General features: G+C 68.5%; 21 protein-coding genes. 11 read left to right on the top strand and 10 right to left on the bottom strand.

Features of this window, described 5'->3' with window-relative positions; all coding sequences use genetic code 11:
- A complete protein-coding gene (locus tag B5X82_RS03065; protein WP_079646541.1) occupies nt 1-549 on the top strand; it encodes a nuclear transport factor 2 family protein in 549 nt (182 codons plus the stop codon).
- A gap of 81 nt (nt 550-630) precedes the next feature.
- Here the strand turns inward: B5X82_RS03065 and B5X82_RS03060 are convergent, their stop codons facing one another.
- Nucleotides 631-1,524, bottom strand: coding sequence for a LysR family transcriptional regulator (locus B5X82_RS03060; protein WP_176152446.1), 894 nt, complete (start codon nt 1,522-1,524; stop codon nt 631-633).
- A gap of 160 nt (nt 1,525-1,684) precedes the next feature.
- Between B5X82_RS03060 and B5X82_RS03055 the strand changes: the two genes are divergently transcribed.
- Genes B5X82_RS03055 through B5X82_RS03045 form a run of 3 tightly spaced genes read left to right on the top strand, consistent with a single transcriptional unit; the run spans nt 1,685 to nt 5,289 of the window.
- Nucleotides 1,685-2,857 carry a DUF1214 domain-containing protein gene (locus B5X82_RS03055; protein WP_079646539.1) on the top strand — a complete coding sequence of 391 codons (1,173 nt, stop codon included), beginning with the start codon at nt 1,685-1,687 and terminating at the stop codon, nt 2,855-2,857.
- A gap of 16 nt (nt 2,858-2,873) precedes the next feature.
- Nucleotides 2,874-3,776, top strand: coding sequence for an SDR family NAD(P)-dependent oxidoreductase (locus tag B5X82_RS03050; protein WP_079646538.1), 903 nt, complete (start codon nt 2,874-2,876; stop codon nt 3,774-3,776).
- Entirely contained in the window at nt 3,769-5,289 is a 1,521-nt protein-coding gene (locus tag B5X82_RS03045; RefSeq protein ID WP_079646537.1) for an AMP-binding protein, read from the top strand. The genes B5X82_RS03050 and B5X82_RS03045 overlap by 8 nt, the downstream gene beginning before the upstream one ends.
- Here B5X82_RS03045 and B5X82_RS03040 read toward each other — a convergent pair.
- From B5X82_RS03040 to B5X82_RS03015, 6 genes are all read right to left on the bottom strand, one after another.
- Nucleotides 5,273-6,181, bottom strand: a complete 909-nt coding sequence (locus B5X82_RS03040; protein WP_079646536.1) for an NADP-dependent oxidoreductase — start codon at nt 6,179-6,181, stop codon at nt 5,273-5,275. The genes B5X82_RS03045 and B5X82_RS03040 overlap by 17 nt on opposite strands.
- Nucleotides 6,178-6,480: a DUF4286 family protein gene (locus B5X82_RS03035; protein ID WP_079646535.1), complete on the bottom strand. Its 303-nt coding sequence runs from the start codon at nt 6,478-6,480 to the stop codon at nt 6,178-6,180. The genes B5X82_RS03040 and B5X82_RS03035 overlap by 4 nt, the downstream gene beginning before the upstream one ends.
- Entirely contained in the window at nt 6,477-6,707 is a 231-nt protein-coding gene (locus B5X82_RS03030; protein WP_079646534.1) for a biotin/lipoyl-containing protein, read from the bottom strand. Before B5X82_RS03030 ends, B5X82_RS03035 begins: the two co-directional genes overlap by 4 nt.
- A 39-nt stretch (nt 6,708-6,746) precedes the next feature.
- On the bottom strand, nt 6,747-7,751 hold the full coding sequence (locus B5X82_RS03025) for an alpha-ketoacid dehydrogenase subunit beta (RefSeq protein WP_079646533.1): 1,005 nt from the start codon (nt 7,749-7,751) through the stop codon (nt 6,747-6,749).
- Nucleotides 7,751-8,731 carry a thiamine pyrophosphate-dependent dehydrogenase E1 component subunit alpha gene (locus tag B5X82_RS03020; protein WP_079646532.1) on the bottom strand — a complete coding sequence of 327 codons (981 nt, stop codon included), beginning with the start codon at nt 8,729-8,731 and terminating at the stop codon, nt 7,751-7,753. The genes B5X82_RS03025 and B5X82_RS03020 overlap by 1 nt, the downstream gene beginning before the upstream one ends.
- A gap of 132 nt (nt 8,732-8,863) precedes the next feature.
- Nucleotides 8,864-10,042, bottom strand: coding sequence for an acetyl-CoA C-acyltransferase (locus B5X82_RS03015; protein WP_079646711.1), 1,179 nt, complete (start codon nt 10,040-10,042; stop codon nt 8,864-8,866).
- A 161-nt stretch (nt 10,043-10,203) separates the two neighbouring features.
- On the opposite strand from B5X82_RS03015, the gene B5X82_RS03010 reads away from it, so the two are divergent.
- Genes B5X82_RS03010 through B5X82_RS02995 form a run of 4 tightly spaced genes read left to right on the top strand, consistent with a single transcriptional unit; the run spans nt 10,204 to nt 12,927 of the window.
- A complete protein-coding gene (locus tag B5X82_RS03010) occupies nt 10,204-10,974 on the top strand; it encodes an enoyl-CoA hydratase/isomerase family protein (protein ID WP_079646531.1) in 771 nt (256 codons plus the stop codon).
- Nucleotides 10,971-11,339, top strand: a complete 369-nt coding sequence (locus tag B5X82_RS03005; RefSeq protein WP_223811324.1) for a Zn-ribbon domain-containing OB-fold protein — start codon at nt 10,971-10,973, stop codon at nt 11,337-11,339. The genes B5X82_RS03010 and B5X82_RS03005 overlap by 4 nt, the downstream gene beginning before the upstream one ends.
- Before the next feature lie 2 nt (nt 11,340-11,341).
- Nucleotides 11,342-12,487, top strand: coding sequence for a thiolase (locus B5X82_RS03000; RefSeq protein ID WP_079646710.1), 1,146 nt, complete (start codon nt 11,342-11,344; stop codon nt 12,485-12,487).
- A gap of 11 nt (nt 12,488-12,498) precedes the next feature.
- Entirely contained in the window at nt 12,499-12,927 is a 429-nt protein-coding gene (locus tag B5X82_RS02995; protein ID WP_079646529.1) for a nuclear transport factor 2 family protein, read from the top strand.
- Here the strand turns inward: B5X82_RS02995 and B5X82_RS02990 are convergent, their stop codons facing one another.
- The gene (locus B5X82_RS02990; RefSeq protein ID WP_235862581.1) at nt 12,928-13,830 is read right to left on the bottom strand and encodes a crotonase/enoyl-CoA hydratase family protein; all 903 of its coding nucleotides are present in this window, start codon (nt 13,828-13,830) and stop codon (nt 12,928-12,930) included. It lies immediately after the preceding gene.
- Between the two features lie 186 nt (nt 13,831-14,016).
- Between B5X82_RS02990 and B5X82_RS02985 the strand changes: the two genes are divergently transcribed.
- Both B5X82_RS02985 and B5X82_RS02980 read left to right on the top strand, forming a co-directional pair.
- On the top strand, nt 14,017-14,814 hold the full coding sequence (locus B5X82_RS02985) for an SDR family NAD(P)-dependent oxidoreductase (RefSeq protein ID WP_079646527.1): 798 nt from the start codon (nt 14,017-14,019) through the stop codon (nt 14,812-14,814).
- On the top strand, nt 14,814-15,257 hold the full coding sequence (locus B5X82_RS02980) for a nuclear transport factor 2 family protein (protein ID WP_079646526.1): 444 nt from the start codon (nt 14,814-14,816) through the stop codon (nt 15,255-15,257). Before B5X82_RS02985 ends, B5X82_RS02980 begins: the two co-directional genes overlap by 1 nt.
- Before the next feature lie 7 nt (nt 15,258-15,264).
- On the opposite strand, the gene B5X82_RS02975 is transcribed toward B5X82_RS02980, so the two are convergent.
- Nucleotides 15,265-16,452, bottom strand: coding sequence for a DUF1214 domain-containing protein (locus B5X82_RS02975; protein WP_079646525.1), 1,188 nt, complete (start codon nt 16,450-16,452; stop codon nt 15,265-15,267).
- A 13-nt stretch (nt 16,453-16,465) separates the two neighbouring features.
- Nucleotides 16,466-17,263 carry an SDR family oxidoreductase gene (locus B5X82_RS02970; RefSeq protein ID WP_079646524.1) on the bottom strand — a complete coding sequence of 266 codons (798 nt, stop codon included), beginning with the start codon at nt 17,261-17,263 and terminating at the stop codon, nt 16,466-16,468.
- A 171-nt stretch (nt 17,264-17,434) separates the two neighbouring features.
- On the opposite strand from B5X82_RS02970, the gene B5X82_RS02965 reads away from it, so the two are divergent.
- Nucleotides 17,435-18,778, top strand: coding sequence for an aromatic ring-hydroxylating dioxygenase subunit alpha (locus B5X82_RS02965; protein WP_079646523.1), 1,344 nt, complete (start codon nt 17,435-17,437; stop codon nt 18,776-18,778).
- Nucleotides 18,779-18,794 lie beyond the last annotated feature (16 nt).

The following is an 18,794-nucleotide window of genomic DNA, read 5'->3' as shown; positions in this document are numbered from 1 at the left end:
ATGTCCGATGCCGCGCTGACGCCCGAGCTGGTTGCCTTCATGCGCGAGCAGAAGGACCGCTTCGACATCCAGCAATGCCTGCTGCGCTACACCCGTGGCGTCGACCGGCACGATCGCGATCTGATGCTGTCCGCCTATTGGCCCGACGCCTTCGACGAGCATGGGGTCGCCGAGGGCGAGGCCGCCGACTTCGTCGACTGGGCGATCGGCTGGCACGGCGAATATCAGACCAGGCACCAGCATATCATCGCCAACCACAGCCTGGAGCTGGACGGCGACACCGCCCATGGCGAGACCTACTACGTCTTCTGGGGCGAGAACCGGATGGGCCCGCCCACCCTCGCCTTCGGCCGCTATGTCGACCGCTTCGAGAAGCGCGACGGCGAATGGCGGATCGCGCACCGCGTCTGCGTCAACGAGAAGGCGGGGCTGTTCATGGAGAACCGCCTGCCGGAGGAGGCCGAGGCGATGCTCTATAAATCCGGCCCCAACCGCCGCGACAAGGGCGACATCTCCTATCTCCGCCCGCTGACCCGCGACCGGGGCTAGAGTGTCGCGCCTTGGATATGACCCGCTCACCCTGAGGAGGGCTGAGCGGATAAGGTGATCTCGATTTAAGGCCGCGATGCTCTAAAGCCGCCAGTCGATCCGCTCGGCCAGGAAATCCATCGCCGCGCGCACATAGGGCAGCGCGTAGCGGTCCTTGGCACTCATCAGCACCACCGGCAGGGTCGGTGTCGTCCAATCCTCCAGCACGCGCCGCAGCGTGCCCGATTGCAGCGCGTCATGCGCCAGCATCTCCAGATTCTGGGCGATGCCGAGGCCCGCGGCGGTCATCGCCATGATCGCGGCGCCATCGTTGAAGGTGAAGGCGGCGGGCGGGCGGATGCGCACCCGCCGGCCGTTGCGGACGAAGCTCCACGGATTGCCGCCCGGCCCCTCGACGCTCGCATAGAGGATGCAGCGATGTTCGTTGAGGTCCTCGGGCGTCTCGGGCGTGCCGTGGCGATCGAGATAGTCGAGCGCGGCGAGGCAGGTGAGCCGCGTGGCGCCGAGCGGCACGGCGATCCATCCCGCGAGCGGCGCCTCCCCCACCCGCAGCAATATGTCGAAGCCGTCGGCGCGGAACACGGTGCCGCGATCGCCGAGGCTGAGATCGACGACGATGTCGGGATGGAGCCGGTGGAAATGTTCGAGCGCGGGGACGACGAAGCCGTGGCCGATCGAGGCGGGCGCGTCGATGCTCACCCGGCCGGTCAGGCCGCTGCCGGGCTTCAGCGCGTTCTCCGCCTGGACATAGGCATGGAGCGCTGCGCGCGCATGGTCGAGCAGCGCACGGCCATCTTCGGTCAGGTCGACGCGGCGGGTGGTGCGGTTGAACAGGCGGACGCCGAGATGCTCCTCCAACCGCGCTACGTGGAGCGTCATCATCGCCGCCGACATCCGCATCCGCGCCGCGGCGCGCGAGAAGGAGCCCAGCTCCGCCACCGCCACGAAGGCTTCCATCGCCGTCAGTCGATCCATCACCATTCCCGAATAGTGGCCCTTGCCGCATATCCATTATCATCGACAATCGAATAATGGGAGAAGGCCGCCCATCACGGATGCGGTGGATCGGCCGGCGGACTGTCCATGCCCGCAGGCGACTGCTTTTCTCGCCCGGCGACCGGTGAGGAGAGACAGGATGCGGAACTGGGCCGATTATGCGGACCTGCTGAAACCGGCGGCGGACCTGCTCGCCCGCACCCATTCCCCCGACAGCGAGGCGATGCAGGCGCAACTGTGGCGCCAGTTCGCGATGAACCTGTCGCAGGGCTATTTCCTGCTGTTCCAGTCGACCCCCGACCATCCCGAATTCGCGCCCTTCGAGAATTCGGTGTTCCTGGCCCAGCCCAACCCCGACGCGGTCTATTATTACGCCCCGATCGACGGCAGCGGCACCTATCGGGTGACCGGCGAGCGCGGCAATGCGCCGGTCGCCGGCTTCGCGCTGGGCAACAAGATCATCGGTATGGACCCGCTGCCCGGCAAAGGCCTCGGCAATTACGACTTCGACGATCTGGAGATCGACTCCAACGGACGCTTCGAGGTGATCTTCAGTTCCGAACGCCCCGCAGCTTATCAGGGCAACTGGCTGAAATTGCCTGAGGAAGCTGACTTCATCCTGGTCCGCCAATTCTCCTACGACTGGGGCAATGAGCGCGACGTCCGCCTCGCGATCGAACGGCTCGACGCGCCGCCGATCCGCCCGGCCCTCACCCCGGCGCAGGTCGACGCGAAGCTCGCCCATCTGTTCGGCGGCTATGCGCGCAACCTGTCGCAGATTTCGATCGGCGCGGTCGTCCGCTGCGCCGAGCAGGGCTTCGTCAACCGCTTCAACCTGACCAGCTTCCAGGAGCTGGGCAACGGCAAGGACTGGCCCCAGGCCTATTGGGAGACGGTGTTCGACATCGCCGAGGACGAGGCGCTGATCATCGAATCCGAGCTGCCCGAGCAACGGCCCTATTGGAACATCCAGGTGATCGACGGGCTGTGGAACCAGGTCGACTATGTCTATCGCCAGTCGAGCCTCAACGGCCTCCAGGCCAAGGTCGACGCCGACGGCAAGTTCCGTGCGGTGCTGGCGCATCGCGACCCCGGCGTCGCCAACTGGCTCGATACCGGCGGCAATCTCTACGGCATGCTGATCGGGCGCTGGTATCGCTGCTCGGGACACCCGACGCCGAGCGTCACCCGGGTGAAATTCGCCGATCTCGACCGGCACCTGCCCGAGGGCGTGGCCCGGATCGACAGCGATGAGCGCGCCGAAGCGCTGCGCCGCCGCCGGATCGGATCGCAGCTCCGCCGCAAATGGTAAGCCAGACGGGAGAAGGATGATGGCGGGTTTCCTCGACGAACGCGCGGGGCTCGGCGGCAAGGTCGCGGCGGTGGTCGGCGGCGGTTTCGGGATCGGCGCGGCGATATCGACCGCATTGGCCGAGGCCGGGGTCGACCTGGCGATCTGCGACATCGACGCGGCGGCGATGGAGGAGACAGCGCAAGCGGCCCGCGCGCTCGGCCGCACCGTCACTACGCGCCATGTCGACGCGACCGACGAGGCCGCGCTCGACGCCTATTACGATCAGCTCGCCAAGGATTTCGGCCGCCTCGACATCCTCGTCAACGTCGCCGGCGGGACCCGGCGGCGCAGCTTCATGGAGGCGAGCCGCGCCGCCATCGCCGACGATATCCAGCGCAACTACGGCTATGTCGTCCAGTCGGTGCAGCGCGCGGTGCCGCTGATCCGCCGATCGGGCGACGGCGGCAGCATCATCAGCTTCACCACGATCGAGGCGCATCGCGGCGCGGCCGGCTTCTCGGTCTATGCCGGCGCCAAGGCGGCGACCACCAACTTCACCCGCGCGATGGCGGTCGAGTTGGGCAAGGAGAAGATCCGGCTCAACTGCATCGCGCCCGACACCACCCCGAGCCGGGGCAATATGAACGGCCTGCCGCCCGAATATGGCGAGGCGTTCATGCGCCTGCCCGATGCGGTGAAGCCGCAGGGCATGACGATGTACATCCCGCGCGGCGAGCAGCCGCCGCCCGAAGCGCTGGCCGACGCGGTGCTGTTCCTGGCGTCCGACCTCGCCCGCTTCGTCTCGGGCACGACGCTGCATGTCGACGGCGGCACGATGGCGGCGGCGGGCTTCCTCGACTGGCCGTTCGGCGACGGCTTCGTGCCGGTGCCGCTCGCCGGGACGCTCGAGCGCATGTACCGCGACGGCGATGGCTGATCCCGTCGACCCCGCCGACTGGATCGATCTCGCCAGCGGCCAACCGGTCGCCGGCGCGCCGCTCGGCATGTTGCTCAGCGCCCACGCCGCCGCGACGCCCGACCGGCCGGCCTTCACCCTGGGCCCGACCAGCCTGAGCTTCGCCGCGTTCGATCGGCGCGCCAACCGGCGCGCGCGGCATCTGGCCGGGTGGGGCATCGCGGCGGGCGATCGCGTGATCCTGGCGATGGCCAACCGTTCCGACTATCTGGAAGGCGCCTTCGCGCTGTGGAAGATCGGCGCGACGCCCTGCCCTGTCTCCGAACGGCTGGCGCCGGCCGAGTTCGCCGAGATCTTCGCACTCGCCGATCCCCGCGCGGTGATCGGGGCGCCCGGCCTGCCGGTCGATGCCGGCCGGCTCTACGCCATCGACGATCCGCTGCCCGACGGCATCGACGACAGTCCCCTGCCGCCCGCCATCGCCACGCCCGGCAAGATCGCCAACAGCGGCGGCAGCACCGGCCGGCCCAAGCTGATCGTCGATCCGCTGCCCTCGGTCTGGGGGCCCGACAAGGAGGGCTGCCGGCGCGGGCCGCGGCTGACGCTGCTCAACCCCGGTCCACTCTACCATTCGGCGCCGTTCAACACGACGACGATGGCGCTGGCGCAGGGTAGCCATATCGTCTGCCTCGATCGCTTCGACCCGCATGGCTGGCTCGACGCGGTCGAGCGGCATGGCGTCGACTATGCCTATATGGTGCCGACAATGATGGCGCGGATCGCGCGCCTGCCCGCTGCCGAAACCGAAGGCCGTGACCTCTCGACCATCCGCACCCTGCTCCACATGGCCGCGCCCTGCCCGCCCGAGGTGAAGCGCTGGTGGATCGACCGCATCGGCGCGGAGCGGGTCTGGGAGGTCTATGGCGGCACCGAGCGGATCGGCGTCACCACCATCGGCGGCGCCGAATGGCTGGAGCATCCGGGCACGGTCGGCAAGGCGAGCCCTGGCCAGCAGATCCTGATCACCGACGAGCAGGGCGCGCCGCTGCCGACCGGGACGATCGGTGAGATCCACTTCCGCAAGGCCGGCGGCGTCGCCACCAGCTATGCCTATATCGGCGCGGCCGACCGGGTGAAGGGCGACATCGACAGCTTCGGCGACATGGGCTGGCTCGACGAGGCCGGCTATCTCCACATCGCCGATCGCCGCACCGACATGGTGCTGGTCGGCGGCATCAACATCTATCCGGCCCAGATCGAAGCAGCGATCGAGGCTTTGCCCGGCGTGCGCGGTTGCGCCGTGATCGGCCTGCCCGACGCCGACATGGGCAACCGGCTGCACGCGATCGTCGAGGTCGCGGCACCGGGCGATGTGCCCGAGGACGTCGACGCCTTCCTCGCCGCGCTCGCCAACCGGCTGCCGGGGCTGAAGCGGCCGCGCTCGGCCGAGTTCACCTGCCGCCCGATCCGCGACGAAGCCGGCAAGGTCCGGCGCTCGGCGCTGCGCGAGGAACGGATCAAGGCATCAGGATGATCTTGCCGCCGGCCCCGCCGGCATCGGTGAGGCGCTGCGCCTCGGCGGCCTCCTCCAGCGGCATCACCCGCGCGATCGGCACCGCGACCTCGCCCTTCCGCACCGCGTCCAGCAGCCGCCCGAGCCGCTCGGCGTCGGCGACCACGGCGTAGAATTCGGGGGTGGCGGCCAGGCCCTGCGGATCGATCGGCGTGGTCGCTGCGGTGGCGATCCGGCCGCCGGGGCGGAGGTGCCGGCACAGCGCCGCGACCGCATCGCCGCCGACCGTGTCGACGACATGATCGAAGGGCGCGCCCGACCAATCCTCCTCGCCAAGCGCGATCGCCTGCGCCGCGCCGAGCGCCAGCGCCTCGTCCTTCCGCGTCCCGCGCACCGCCGCTACGACCTTCACCTCGCGCCGCCGCGCCGCATCGAGCGCGAAACGCCCGACCGCGCCGACCGCGCCGGTCAGCAGGATGCTCTGGCCCGGCTGCGCGTCGACCGCGCGCTCGACGAGTTGGGCGCCGGTCAGCCCCGCCGTCGGCACCGCCGCCGCGGTTTCGAACGACAGGCCATCCGGGATCGCGGCGAGCCTGTCGGCGGCCACCGCGACATATTCGGCGTAGCCGCCCTTGGTGAATGGATCGAGCATGGCCGCCACACGGGTTCCGGGCGTAAGGCCCGCGCCGCCAACTATCACCCCGGCGATGTCATAGCCGAGGATATGGGGAAAGGAGACGGGCGCGAAGCTTGCGAACATGCCGGCGCGCCACTTGCCGTCGGCCGGATTGACCGCTGCGGCGCGGATCGCGACCACCGCCTCGCCGGGTTTCGGCACGGGGTGCGGCCAGGTGCAGAACTCGAGCACGTCCGGCCCGCCATAGCCTCGGATCGCGACCGCGCGCATCGTCATTGCAGGAAGGCGAAGGCCGCGCTGTCGGGATCGATCGCGTCGGTCAGCCGCATTGTCGGCACCGCCGCGAAAACGCTTTGCAGCAACGCGGCGGGATCGTCGGTCTCCACTTCGTAGAGGGCGACGAATACGCCGGTCGGCCGCCCCTCCATATCGAGCTGGCGATAGCGGTCGCAGGCGAGGAAGCCCGGCAGCGCCAGCATGTCGGCGACATGGGTCTCGGCATACCAGCGGTCATAATCCTCTTCGCGGCCCGGCAGGGCACGCGAGGAGACATGCAATTTGTAGCGCGCCGTCATTCGATCACGGCCAGCACCGCGCCGACCTCATAGGTCTCGCCGACCTGGGCGACGATCTTGAGCGTACCCGTCGCCGGGCTCTCGACCTCCTGGGTCGATTTCTCGGATTCGAGCGCATAGAGCGGCGCGCCCTCGACCGCCTGGCCGCCGTCGGCGACCAGCCACTCGGCGAGCACGCCCTCGTTCATCGAAAAGCCGAGCTTCGGCAACAGAACCTCAACAGCCATCTTCGGTAACTCCCCTGGAAAATCGTCAGGCTAAAATCTTCAAGCCATCAACGCCTTGGCGGCGGCGGCGATATCGGCGGTCTGCGGCGCGAAGGCCGTCTCCAGCGGCTTGGAGAAGGGCACCGCGCAGAAGGCGCCGCCGAGTCTCTTCACCGGCGCCTTGAGCTTGCCGAACAGCTCCTCGTTCAGCACCGAGGCGATCTCGGCGCCGACCCCGAACGGGGTGACGGCCTCATGCACGATCATCGCCCGGCCGGTCTTGGCGACCGACGCCAGCACAGTGTCGCGATCCCAGGGCGCGATGGTGCGCAGGTCGATCAGCTCGGCCGAGATCCCCGCCTCGGCGAGCTGGGCTACCGCCGGCATCGCCTCCTGGATCATCCGGGCATAGGCGATGATGGTGACGTCGTTGCCCTCGCTGAGCAGGTTCGCCTTGCCGATCGGCACGCGATGGTCCTTCTCGGGCGCCTCGGCCGGTGTCCAGTAGGTCGGCAGATTCTCGATGAACAGCACCGGATCGGGATCGTCGATCGCGCTGCGCATCAGTCCATAGGCGTCGCGCGGGCTTGACGGCGCCACCACCTTGATCCCGGCGGTGTGGGCGAACCACGCCTCCAGATAGTCGCAATGCTGCCCGCCTGAGGCGAAGCCGGTGCCCGTCATGGTGCGGATCACGATCGGCACATGGGTCTGGCCGCCCGACATGAAGCGCAGCTTGGCGGCGTGGTTGACGATCATGTCCATCGCCACCGTCGTGAAGTTCATCAGCATGATCTCGGCGACCGGCTTGAAGCCGACCAGCGAAGCGCCGATCGCGGCGCCGACGATCGCCTGCTCGGAGATCGGGGTCGAACGGACGCGCGCATCGCCGAAGCGCGACGACAGGCCCTTGGTCACCCCGCAGACGCCCCCTTCCTCGGGATCGGCGACATCCTCGCCGAGCACCACGACATTGTCGTCGGCCTCCATCGCGTCGGCGATGGCGGCGTTGATCGCCTGGAGGATATTGGCCTTGGCGGGCTTGGCAGCGGTCTGGGTAGCCATCAGTTGAGCTCCTCCGCGAACACGTCGCGCTTCAGTTCCTCGACACCGGGGAAGTCGCTGGCGAGCGCGAATTCGACCGCTTCGTCGATCTGCGCCTCGATTCCGGCCTCCATCTCGGCGAGCTGCTCCTCGCTGGCGACGCCGTCGGCGATCAGCCGGGCGCGGAAACGGGGCACCGGATCATCGGCCATCGCCCGCGCCTTGCGCTCCTTGTCCATATAGGCGTCCTGGTCGCCGAAGACGTGACCGTGGAAACGGTAGGTCATCGCCTCGATCAGCGTCGGCCCCTCGCCGGCGCGGGCGCGCTCGATCGCCTCGCGGGCGGCGGCGTACATCGCGAAGGGATCGTTGCCGTCGACGCGCTCGCCCGGAATCCCATAGGCGGCGGCGCGATCGGCGACCCTGACGTTGCTGGTCTTGTCATAGGCGGTGTGCTCGCCCCATTCGTTGTTCTGGCACACGAAGATCACCGGCAGCTTCCACACCGACGCCAGGTTGAGCGATTCGTGGAAGGCGCCGATATTCGCGGCGCCGTCGCCGAAATTGGCGACCGTCACCCGTCCGTCGCCACGCAGCTGCGAGGCCCAGGCGAGGCCGTTGGCGATCGGCATGGTCGATCCGACGATGCCGGTCGTCACCATGATCCCCTTGGTCGGGTAGGTGACGTGCATCGGGCCGCCTTTGCCCTTGCAGGTGCCGGTGGTGCGTCCGGCGACCTCGGCCCACAGGTCCTTGAGCGGCAGCCCCTTGGCGAGCTGGTCATGGCTGCCGCGATAGATGGTGCAGACATAATCCTCGTCGGTCAGGTTGACCGAGATCGCGCTGGGGATCACCTCCTGCCCGCGCGGGCTGTAATAGGGCATGACCAGGCGGCCGGTCATGATCACCTTGCGCGAGCGTTCGTCATTGGCCTTGATCAGCGCCATGCGGCGGTAGATCTCGATCTGGGTCCCGGCGTCGGGCACGGCCCTGTTGGTCATCGATCAGCCTTTCTGTTTCCGGCGCACCGGTCGTTCGAACCCTGCTCTGCCATGTTCGGCGTCGCTTGGCAGTCCCCGCGCGGCCGGCGCGGAAGGATATCGCGGTTGTGAAGGCTTGGCCTCGCGCCGGTGTCAGACCAGCTCGAACAGCGCCGCCGCCCCCATCCCGCCGCCGATGCACATCGTCACCACCGCATTGCGGGCGCCGAGCCGGCGGCCGGCGAGCAGGGCATGGCCCGTCATCCGGGAACCGGTCATGCCGAATGGATGGCCGAGCGCGATCGCGCCGCCGTCGACGTTGAGCCGTTCCTGCGGGATGCCAAGCCGATCGCGACAATAGAGCGCCTGGCTGGCATAGGCCTCGTTGAGCTCCCACAGGTCGATGTCGTCGACCGACAGCCCCGCGCGATCGAGCAGCTTCGGCACCGCGAACACCGGGCCGATCCCCATCTCGTCGGGCTCGCAACCCGCGACCTGCATCCCCTTGTAGAGGCCGAGGATCGGGATGCCGCGCCGTGCCGCCTCGTCGGCGTCCATCACCACGCAGACGCTCGACCCGTCCGAAAGCTGGCTGCAATTGCCGGCGGTGACGGTGCCGCCCTCGAACAGCGGCTGGAGCCTCGCCAGCCCTTCGACGTCGGTGCCCGGCCGGTTGCACTCGTCGCGCCCGAACCGGACCTCCTCCTGCCCGGTCACCGCCAGCGCCTTGTCGACGAGGTTGCGGGTGACGTCGATCGGCACGATCTCCGCATCGAAATGGCCCAGCTCCTGGGCGGCGGCGGCGCGCGCCTGGCTCGCCACCGCGAATTCGTCCTGCGCCTCGCGGCTGACGCCGTAGCGGCGGGCGACGATGTCGCCGGTCAGGTTCATCGCCATGTAGATTTCGGGCTTGTGCTCGACCAGCCAGTCGTCCCGGGTGCGGAACGCGTTGCGGTGCGGATCGACCAGCGACACCGTCTCGACGCCGCCGACGACGTAGATGCCGCCCTCTCCGGCCCGGATGCGCTGGGCGGCGAAGGCGATGGTCTGCAGGCCCGACGAGCATTTGCGGTCGAGCGTGACGCCGCACACCTCGACCGGCAGGCCGGCCCGCAGCGCCGCCTGCCGCGCGATATTCGATCCGACCGCGCCTTCGCAGCGCGCCGAGCCGAGCAGCACGTCCTCGACCTCGCCCGGATCGATCCCGGCGCGCGACACCGCGGCCGCGATCGCATGGCCGGCCATGGTGGCGCCATGGACGTTGTTGAGCGAACCGCGATGGGCCTTGCCGATCGGGGTCCGCGCGGTGGCGACGATCGCCGCTTCCTTCATGTCCGTCCTGTCCTCCCGCAACCTGAGCGCGAGATAATCGCCGGGCCCGCCGCTTGCCATCGTCGGCCGCGCTCATCACGTCTGCGATGTTTCCCGGCTCGCTTGACCATCGCACCCCGCGCCAACACACCGGGCGTCGAAATTCGGCTTGGAGCGCCCAGATGACGATCAGTGTGGAGAAGCGGGGAGCGGTCGCGATCGTGACGCTCGACCGCCCCGAAACCAGGAACGCGATCACCCAGGAGATGCGTGGCCAGCTCTATGGCGCCTTCGAGCAGATCGCGCTCGACCATGAGATCCGCGCCGCGATCCTGACCGGCGCGAACGGCGCCTTCTGCTCGGGCATGGACGTCGGCGGCATGGGCCGGGGCGGCGTGGTCGGATCGATGGACCGTATGCACACGCTCAACCGCATCGCGCGGGCGATCCACACGCTCAAGAAGCCGACCATCGCGGCGGTGCCGGGCGTGTGCGTCGGGGTAGGCTGGTCCTACGCGCTCGCCTGCGACGTCGTGCTGGCGGCCGAGAAGGCCCGGTTCGCCGCGATCTTCCGCAACATCGCGCTGGCGCCGGACGGCGGCCTGGTCTGGCAGCTCCGCCAGCAGATCAGCGTCCAGAAGGCCAAGGAGCTGGTCTATTCGGGCCGGATCATCGGCGCAGACGAGGCGCTGTCGCTGGGCCTGGTGCTCGAGAAGACCACCGACGACAAGCTGATGGAACGCGCGATGGAGCTGGCCGAGAGCTTCGCCGCCGGCCCGAGCATCGCGATGGGCCTCGCCAAGCGCCAGTTCGACCTCTCCTGGAACGCCGGCTTCGAGCAATATCTCGACATGGAGTTCACCATGCAGCCGATCGCGAGCCGCAGCGAGGACCATGAGGAAGGCCTCCGCGCCTTCCGCGAGAAGCGCAAGCCGGTCTTCAGGGGAGAATGACCGCTATGATCCACCCCGAAGCGGAGTGGCGCGCGCATCTGGCCGAAGGGCGCTTCATGATCCAGCGCAGCCGGTCGACTGGCGGCCATGTCTTCTACCCGCGTATCGTCGAGCCCGGCACCGGCGCCGACGACCTCGAATGGGTGGAGGCGTCGGGCAAGGGCGTCGTCCACGCCGTCACCGTCGTCCGCAAGAAGGACCCCGCGGACAGCTACAATGTCGTGCTGGTCGACCTGGCCGAGGGCCCGCGACTGATGAGCCGGATCGACGGGGCCGATGTGGATGCGGTCCGCATCGGCATGGATGTCGCCGCGCGCATCGTCCAGGAGGGGGACAAGCCGCTGCTCGTCTTCGTGCCGGCATGAGCATGAGCCATGGTTTCCCGCGCGGGCGCACCGCGATCGTCGGCGCCGCCACCTTCGGCATCGGCAGGTGCCCCGGCGTCTCGGCCGTCGACATGGCCGCGCGCGCGGCGATGCTGGCGCTCGCCGATGCCGGCCTGTCGCTGGCCGACGTCGACGCGCTCTACACCTCGGCGCCCTATGAGGCGTTGGGAGGCATGGAGCTTTCCGAATATCTCGGGCTCACTCCAAAGGTCGTCGATTGCAACCGCACCGGCGGCTCGGCGTTCGAGGTCTATGTCCAGCAGGCGGCGCTCGCGCTCGAAGCGGGGCTGATCGATTGCGCGCTGATCGCCTATGGCTCGAATCCGGCGAGCAACCCGCCGCCCGGCGTCGGCATGACCCGCCAGAGCCCGTGGGAAGCCCCCTACCGGCCGGTCGCACCGATCTCCTCCTATGCGCTGGCGGCAAGCCGGCACATGCATCTCTACGGCACCACGCGCGCCCAACTCGCCGAGGTGGCGGTGGCGGCGCGGCGCTGGGCGCAGCTCAACCCCGAGGCCGCGGTGCGCGATCCGCTGACGATCGACGAGGTGCTGGCGGCGCGGATGGTCTCCGATCCGCTGAGCGTGCGGGACTGCTGCCTGTTCAACGACGGCGCCGCGGCGGTGGTGATGGTGCGGGCCGACCGGGCCAGGGACTGCGCCAGGCGGCCGATTCCGGTGCTGGGCGCGGCGCATGCCGTCACCCATCGTGAGATCAGCTCGATGCCCGACCTGACGGTGACGGGAGCTGCGATCTCAGGTCCGCAGGCTTTCGCCCAGGCGGGGGTGACGGCGGCCGACATCGATCTGGCGATGGTCTACGACGCCTTCACCATCACCCCGATCCTGTTCCTTGAGGATCTCGGCTTCTGCCCCAAGGGCGAAGGCGGCCGCTTCGTCGCCGACGGCGCGATCGCGCCGGGCGGACGGCTGGCGGTCAACACCAACGGCGGTGGCCTCTCCTGCGTGCATCCCGGCATGTACGGGCTGTTCCTGCTGGTCGAGGCGGTCCGGCAGTTGCGGGGCGAAGCCGGCGAGCGTCAGTTGAAGCGCGCCGAACTGGCGGTGGCGCATGGCAATGGCGGGGTGTTGTCGAGCGAGGCGACGGTGGTGCTCGCCCGCGGTTGAGGAAGGTTGGCATGAACGAAGCGGAGAAGCTGCTGCGGACGGTGTTTCGCTTCGGCGCTGCCGAGGAATGGGATGCGATCGCGACGATCGACCGTTCGCGCGCCGACAGTTGGGCGCATATCCATCCCGACGCCCGCTACAGCCTGTTCGGTCCTTCCGGCACAAAGGAGATGCTGGTCGGTCGCGACGCCTTTCTAGATTTTGTCGCCCGCTGCGCGGCGGCGATCTCCGAGCGTAGCGACGAGATCGTCGCGATCCATGGGATCGACGAGCAGTGCGCGCTGGTCCAGGCCCGCGCTTATCGCCGCAGCCGCGCGACCGGCGAGGACATACGTTATGAATGGGCGATGCTCTATCGCGTCGAGGACGGCCGCATCACCTATGGCGCGGACATGCTCGATGCCGACGCCCAGGCATTCTGGGGTCGGGCGCTGGGGTGATCAGCTCACCGGACGGCGCGCCCGGAGTGCTACCCGGCTGTTGCCGAACGGCGCGTCGCGGTTGGTCAGTGCCTCCTTGAGCCCCTTTTCCGCCATGTCCTTGCGGAACTGGCTGCGGCGCGGTCCCTGGCTGAGATGGGCGCGCGCGTCGAGTTCGGCAGCATAGCGCTGCGACAGCTTGGCGCCCGCCAGTTCCATCTGCATGTTGATCACCCGCTTGTGGGTGGCCAATATCTCGGCATCCACACAGGCGATGCGACGCACCACCTCGTCAGCCTCGGCGTCGATCTCCTCGGCGGGATAGGCTTCCAGCACCAGGCCGATCCGCGCGGCATCGATCCCGCTGATGGTATCGCCGGTGAACAGCATCCGCTTCGACCATTGCGGGCCGCAATGATAGAACCACAAATTGGTCGGCGGGGTGCCGTTGGCGCGCGCCGCCGGAAAACCGATCCGGGCATCATCGGCGGCGAGGACGATATCGCAGGAAAAGGCCAGGTCGGTGCCGCCGGCCAGGCAATTGCCCTGGATCTTGGCGACGATCGGCTTGTGCAGATCGAGCATGATCAGCGTGAGTTCCTGCTGCCGCTCGAGATTCCAGATGTCGTCGTCGAGGGTGCCGGCGCGGGTGCGATATTGGTCGACGTCATAATCGGGCGCCGCCGCGGCCGCGCCGCCATAGCTGTCGGTCAGGTCGTATCCCGCGCAGAAATCCTTGCCGGCGCCCGACAGCAGGATCGCGTTGACGTCGCGCCGGTCGTCGGCCTCCAGCAGCGCCTCGTGCAGCTCGCGGATCGTCTGGGCGGACAGGGCATTGCGCTTCTCGGGCCGGTTCAGCGTGACCCGGGCGACATTGTCGCGCACGTCGAACGCCACGCAATCCGTCGACTTCAGCCATTTCATGCCCATGACACGCCCTCTCCGCGATCCTTGTCCTTGCCCGGCGACACATGACATAGCGCGGCAAGGCGAAGCGAGCCCGAACGGCCGGCCGCCCTCGTCGATCATGGCTGTGATGTTCGACGCCGGCGGCTGGTACCGCGCTTTCCATCCGGCGCATGATCGCGGTCCTCATAGGAAGAGGGTGATATGGGCAGGCTGGACGGCAAGGTCGCGCTGATCATGGGCGCGACGCGCGCGGGCAATATGGGCCAGGCGATCGCCCGGCGCTTCATCGACGAAGGGGCGACCGTGGTCGTCTCCGGGCGCGGGCGCGAGGGTCTCGACGCCTTTGCCGCCGAGACCGGCGCCACCGCCCTCCCCTGCGACGTCCGCCGCCGCGCCGAGATCGAGACGCTGGCCGATGCCGTGGTCGCCCGCCATGGCGGCCTCGACATCGCGGTCAACGCCGCGGCGACCGGCGCGCTCGCTCCCTTCGAGGAGGAGACCGAGGAACAGGTCGACGAGATGCTGTCGATCATCTTCAAGGGCGGCCTGTTCTTCATGCAGGCGATGGTAGGGCGGATGAAGCGCCCCGTCGGCCGGGGCGGATCGATCATCACCGTCTCCTCGGCCGTCGCCGACATCATGTCGGAGAACCACTGCAGCTATATGGGCGCCAAGGCCGGGCTCAACCACATGACCCGTTTCGTCGCCTATGAATATGGCCGGCATGGCATCCGCGCCAATATCCTGTCGCCGGGCCTCACCATCACGCCGATGCTGGGCGCCTACGACGTGCCCGGCATGGCCGAGGCCTATGCGCGCGAATATCCGCTGGGCCGGATCGGTACGGTCGACGACGTCGCCAACGCCGCGCTGTTCATGGCTGGCGACGAATGCTTCATGACCGGCGAGACCTTCCACGTCACCGGCGGGCTGACGCTGCGCCGCAACCCGACCAGCGCCGAGATCATGGCGTCGATCGCCGCCGCGGGAGCGGCCTGATGGACGCGATCGAGACGCTGCTGGCGATCGAGGAGGTCCGCGCGGTCAAGGCGCGCTATTTCCGCTGCGTCGACACCAAGGACTGGGCCGGCTTCGCCGCGCTGTTCGCGGAGGACGCGCTGTTCGACATCAGCGACGACGTGCCGGGCGGCGTCATCCGCGGCCGCGCCGCGATCGTCGAGGCGGCGAGCACCCCGCTCGCCCGCTGCCGCAGCGTCCATCACGGCCATTGTCCCGAGGTCGAGATCCTGTCGCCCACCGAGGCGCGGGCGATCTGGGCGATGGAGGACATCCTCCGCTGGGACGACGACGATCCCGCTGCGCCGCTGCGCCGCCTGCACGGCTTCGGCCATTATCACGAGAGCTATGAGAAGCGCGACGGCCGATGGCTGATCACGACGATGAAGCTGACCCGCCTGATCGTCGACCACGAGCCGCGCTGATCGGCCCTCAGAAACCGAACCGCCGCGCGACCTGGGCCTGTCGGGTCGCCAGCATCTCCGCGCGTTCGGCCGGGGAAACGGTCGGCGTATCGGCCGGCAGGTGATCGCGCACCTCGGCCAGCTTGACCTTGCTGGTCGCCGGCACCGGATGGCTCGGCGAGAGATACCAGCGCCACATCCCCAATCCCTTGAGCAGGCCCGCCGTATCGACCCAGTTGGGCACGCCGGGATCGCGCGGGCTCAGCACGATCCGCACGCGACCGTCGGCGTCGCGGCGCGCCTGCTTGTCGTTGATCGAGCTGGCGTGGAAGCGATAGTCGGTGGTCTGGAACCAGGGATCGGCGAGCTGGAGCGACCAATATTTGCAGTCGGGGATTTCGCTGTCGATGATCAGCGCCTCGTCCTCGGCCAGGTCGTAGATCATCTGGATATAGACCGCGCGCGGATTGCCGCCGACGTTCGACACCGACATGGTCGGCAGCCACAGGCGGTTGGACCCGCCCGCCTCGCGCAGCACCGTGTCCGACATGTCCTGGTACCAGTCGACCGAGAAGCTGGTCATATGCGCGATCTTGCCGAGCCGTTCGGCGATCTGCGCCTCGCTCAGCAGCACGGTGTCGGACGGCGCGCGGTCGATGCATTCGATGTGGATGGTGGCGCCGTCGGCATTGGCCCAGTCGTCCCAGACGTCGCGCACCAGCAGGCAGATATTGTGGCTGTCGCGATCGAGCTTCATCCAGTTGCCGGGCTGCGGATCGGCGGAGGCGATCGCCTCGAAGCTGCCGTCAGCGCCCAGCTCGAACTCGTCGATATCCCAATTGGCCAGGTTGCGCTGGTCGGCGTCTCCCCACCAGCCATGCTGCGCTTGGATGTCGAGCCAGCGCGTATTGCCGCGCCGGCCCCAGATCCGGTAGGTGCGGCGGCCGTCGATCGCGGTCCAGTGGTAGCGGAAATCCGGGCTCGGCGCCCCCCATTGATATTCCACCGGCGTGAAGATGGTGTGCGAGAAGAAGGTCGGATAGGCCTGCCGCGGCGCCATGTAGAGGTTGAAGCCGAACGCCTGCAGCATCGAGATATAATAGGCCGCCTGCGCGCGAAGCTGCGGCGTGCTCGCCCAGCTCGACGTCATCGCGCGGGTGCGCGCTTGGTCGATCACGCGCTGATAATCGGCCCAGGCGGCGTCGGTGCCTGTCATCGTCCTTCTCCCGTCAATCGGCCAGCAGATCGGCGAGCGCCTGGAACTTCGCCCGCGCGCCCGGCCGCGTATCCTCACCCAGCACCAGGCGCGGCGGCGGATCGCCGCCGTCCAGCGCCGCCAGGATCGCGGCGACCACCGCCTCGGGCGCCATCGCCTTGTCCTGATAATAGGCGTCGAGCAGCCCCTTGCCGCCGTCGAGAGTACCGTAATGGCCGCCCCGCGCGCCGACCTCGGCGGTGCCATGGCTGATGAAACGGGTCCGCACCGCGCCCGGCTCGACCAGCATCACCCGGCCGCCGAAGCCGGCCATCTCGATCGCCACCGTCTCGGAAAGGCCTTCGAGCGCGAACTTGCTGGCGCAATAGGCCCCGAGGCCCGGTACGCCCATCAGCCCGCAGCCCGAGGAGATGTTGACGAAGGTCCCCCGCCCCTGCCGGCGGACATGCGGCAGGAAGGCCTGCATCACCGCCATCGGCCCGAAGACGTTGGTCGCGAACAGCGCCTTGGCGTCGTCGAGCGGCGTCTCCTCGACCGGCGCGAACAGGCTGCGTCCGGCATTGTTGACGACGACGTCGATCCTGCCACCTGCCAGCCCCATCGCCTGCTCGACCGCCGCCGGGATGCGGGCATGGTCGTCGAGGTCGAGCGCGATGCCGAGCGCGGCGCCCGGCCGGCTGCCGGCGAAAGCCTCCGCCTCGGCGACGCGCCGTGCGGTTCCGATGACGACATCGCCGCGATCGAGCAGCGCCGTCGCCAGTGCCTGCCCCAATCCGCCGGTCACGCCGGTGACGAACCATCGCTGCGCCATGCCGCTCCCTCCTCTGGTGTCGGGCGGACCATCGAGGGCTTTGCCGGGCGGCACAATCGGCCCCGCCAACCGATCAGATTGGTGATGAGCGTGCAGGAAGGCGCCTTAACGCATTGACGCGAAGGGGTCGCCACTGTCCTTTCTTCGCGTCCGCCGGGAGAGGATCGCGACGTGGATCAGCCAGTGCAACAGTTGCAGCCCGAGATCACCCGGCGTGCCAAGGCCGGGCCGGACGACTTCATCCCCAAGGAGGATTACGTCTCGCGCGACTTCGCCCGGCGCGAGACCGAGCGGCTCTGGCCGCGGACCTGGCAGATGGCCTGCCGCGAGGAGGAGATCCCCCGCGTCGGCGACTATGTGACCTATGACGTGCTCGACGAGTCGATCATCGTCGTCCGCACCGCGCCCGACCGCATCGCCGCCTATCACAATGCCTGCCAGCATCGCGGCCGCCGGCTGACCGAAGGTTGCGGCCATGCCGCCCGGCTCCATTGCCGTTTCCATGGCTGGTCGTGGAAGCTCGACGGGACGATCGCCCATGTCGTCGACCGCGACAATTGGGACGGCAGCCTGAAGGACGAGGACATCGCCCTGCCCAAGGTACGGGTCGACCGCTGGGGCGGCTGGGTGTTCGTCTGCATGAGCGAGGAGACCGAGCCGCTGCTCGAATTCCTGGCGCCGCTGCCCGACGTGTTCCGCAACTATCCGTTCGAGAAGATGCGCTACCGCTGGTACAAGTCGACCGGCATCGCCTGCAACTGGAAGACCGCGCTGGAGGCCTTCAACGAGGGCTATCACGTCCAGACCACTCACAGCCAGTTGCTGCCCGTCCACGACGACGAGGCGCTGGCCCATGCCGAGGGCCGGCACGGCAGCTACCAGCTCGCCCCCGGCCGCATCTCGCTGGGCGAGCGATCGCCGCGGCTGGCCGCCAGGGCGGTCGACTACCGGCACAATGTCCGCGACTTCGTGCTGATGCTCGAACAGGACCTGAAGGCCTCGATCCCGCCGCACATGTCGGAGCTGATGGACCGGCTGGTCGACGAGCTTCCAGCCGACGCCAGCCTGCTCGATGTGCTGATGAAATACGGCCAGATCGCCCATGAGGCGGCCGGCGAGCGCGGCATCCCCTTCCCCGCTTTGACCCCCGAGGAGATCGGCCGGGCCGGCGCCGACTGGCACCTCTTCCCCAACATGGTGTTCCTGCCGGCACCCGACGCGATGCTCGCCTATCGCGCGCGGCCCGACCGCGACGATCCCGAGCGCTGCATCTTCGAGGTCTATTCGCTGCTGCTCTACCCCGAGGGCGAGGAGCCGCCGCTCGAACGGCAATATTTCGCGGACTGGAAGGATCACGACGGCTGGGGCCTGATCCTCGAGCAGGATTTCCAGAACATGACCGAGGTGCAGCGCGGCATGCGTTCGCGGGGCTTCACCGGATCGCGCACCAACCCGGTCCAGGAGAAGAGCGTGTCCAATTTCCACCGCGCCTTGCGCGAATTCATCAGCGAATAGATCGGGAGACGACGAA

The sequence above is a fragment of the Rhizorhabdus histidinilytica genome, from assembly GCF_900167915.1.
Lineage (GTDB): Bacteria > Pseudomonadota > Alphaproteobacteria > Sphingomonadales > Sphingomonadaceae > Rhizorhabdus > Rhizorhabdus histidinilytica.
This window is presented reverse-complemented; position numbering and strand designations above follow the sequence as displayed.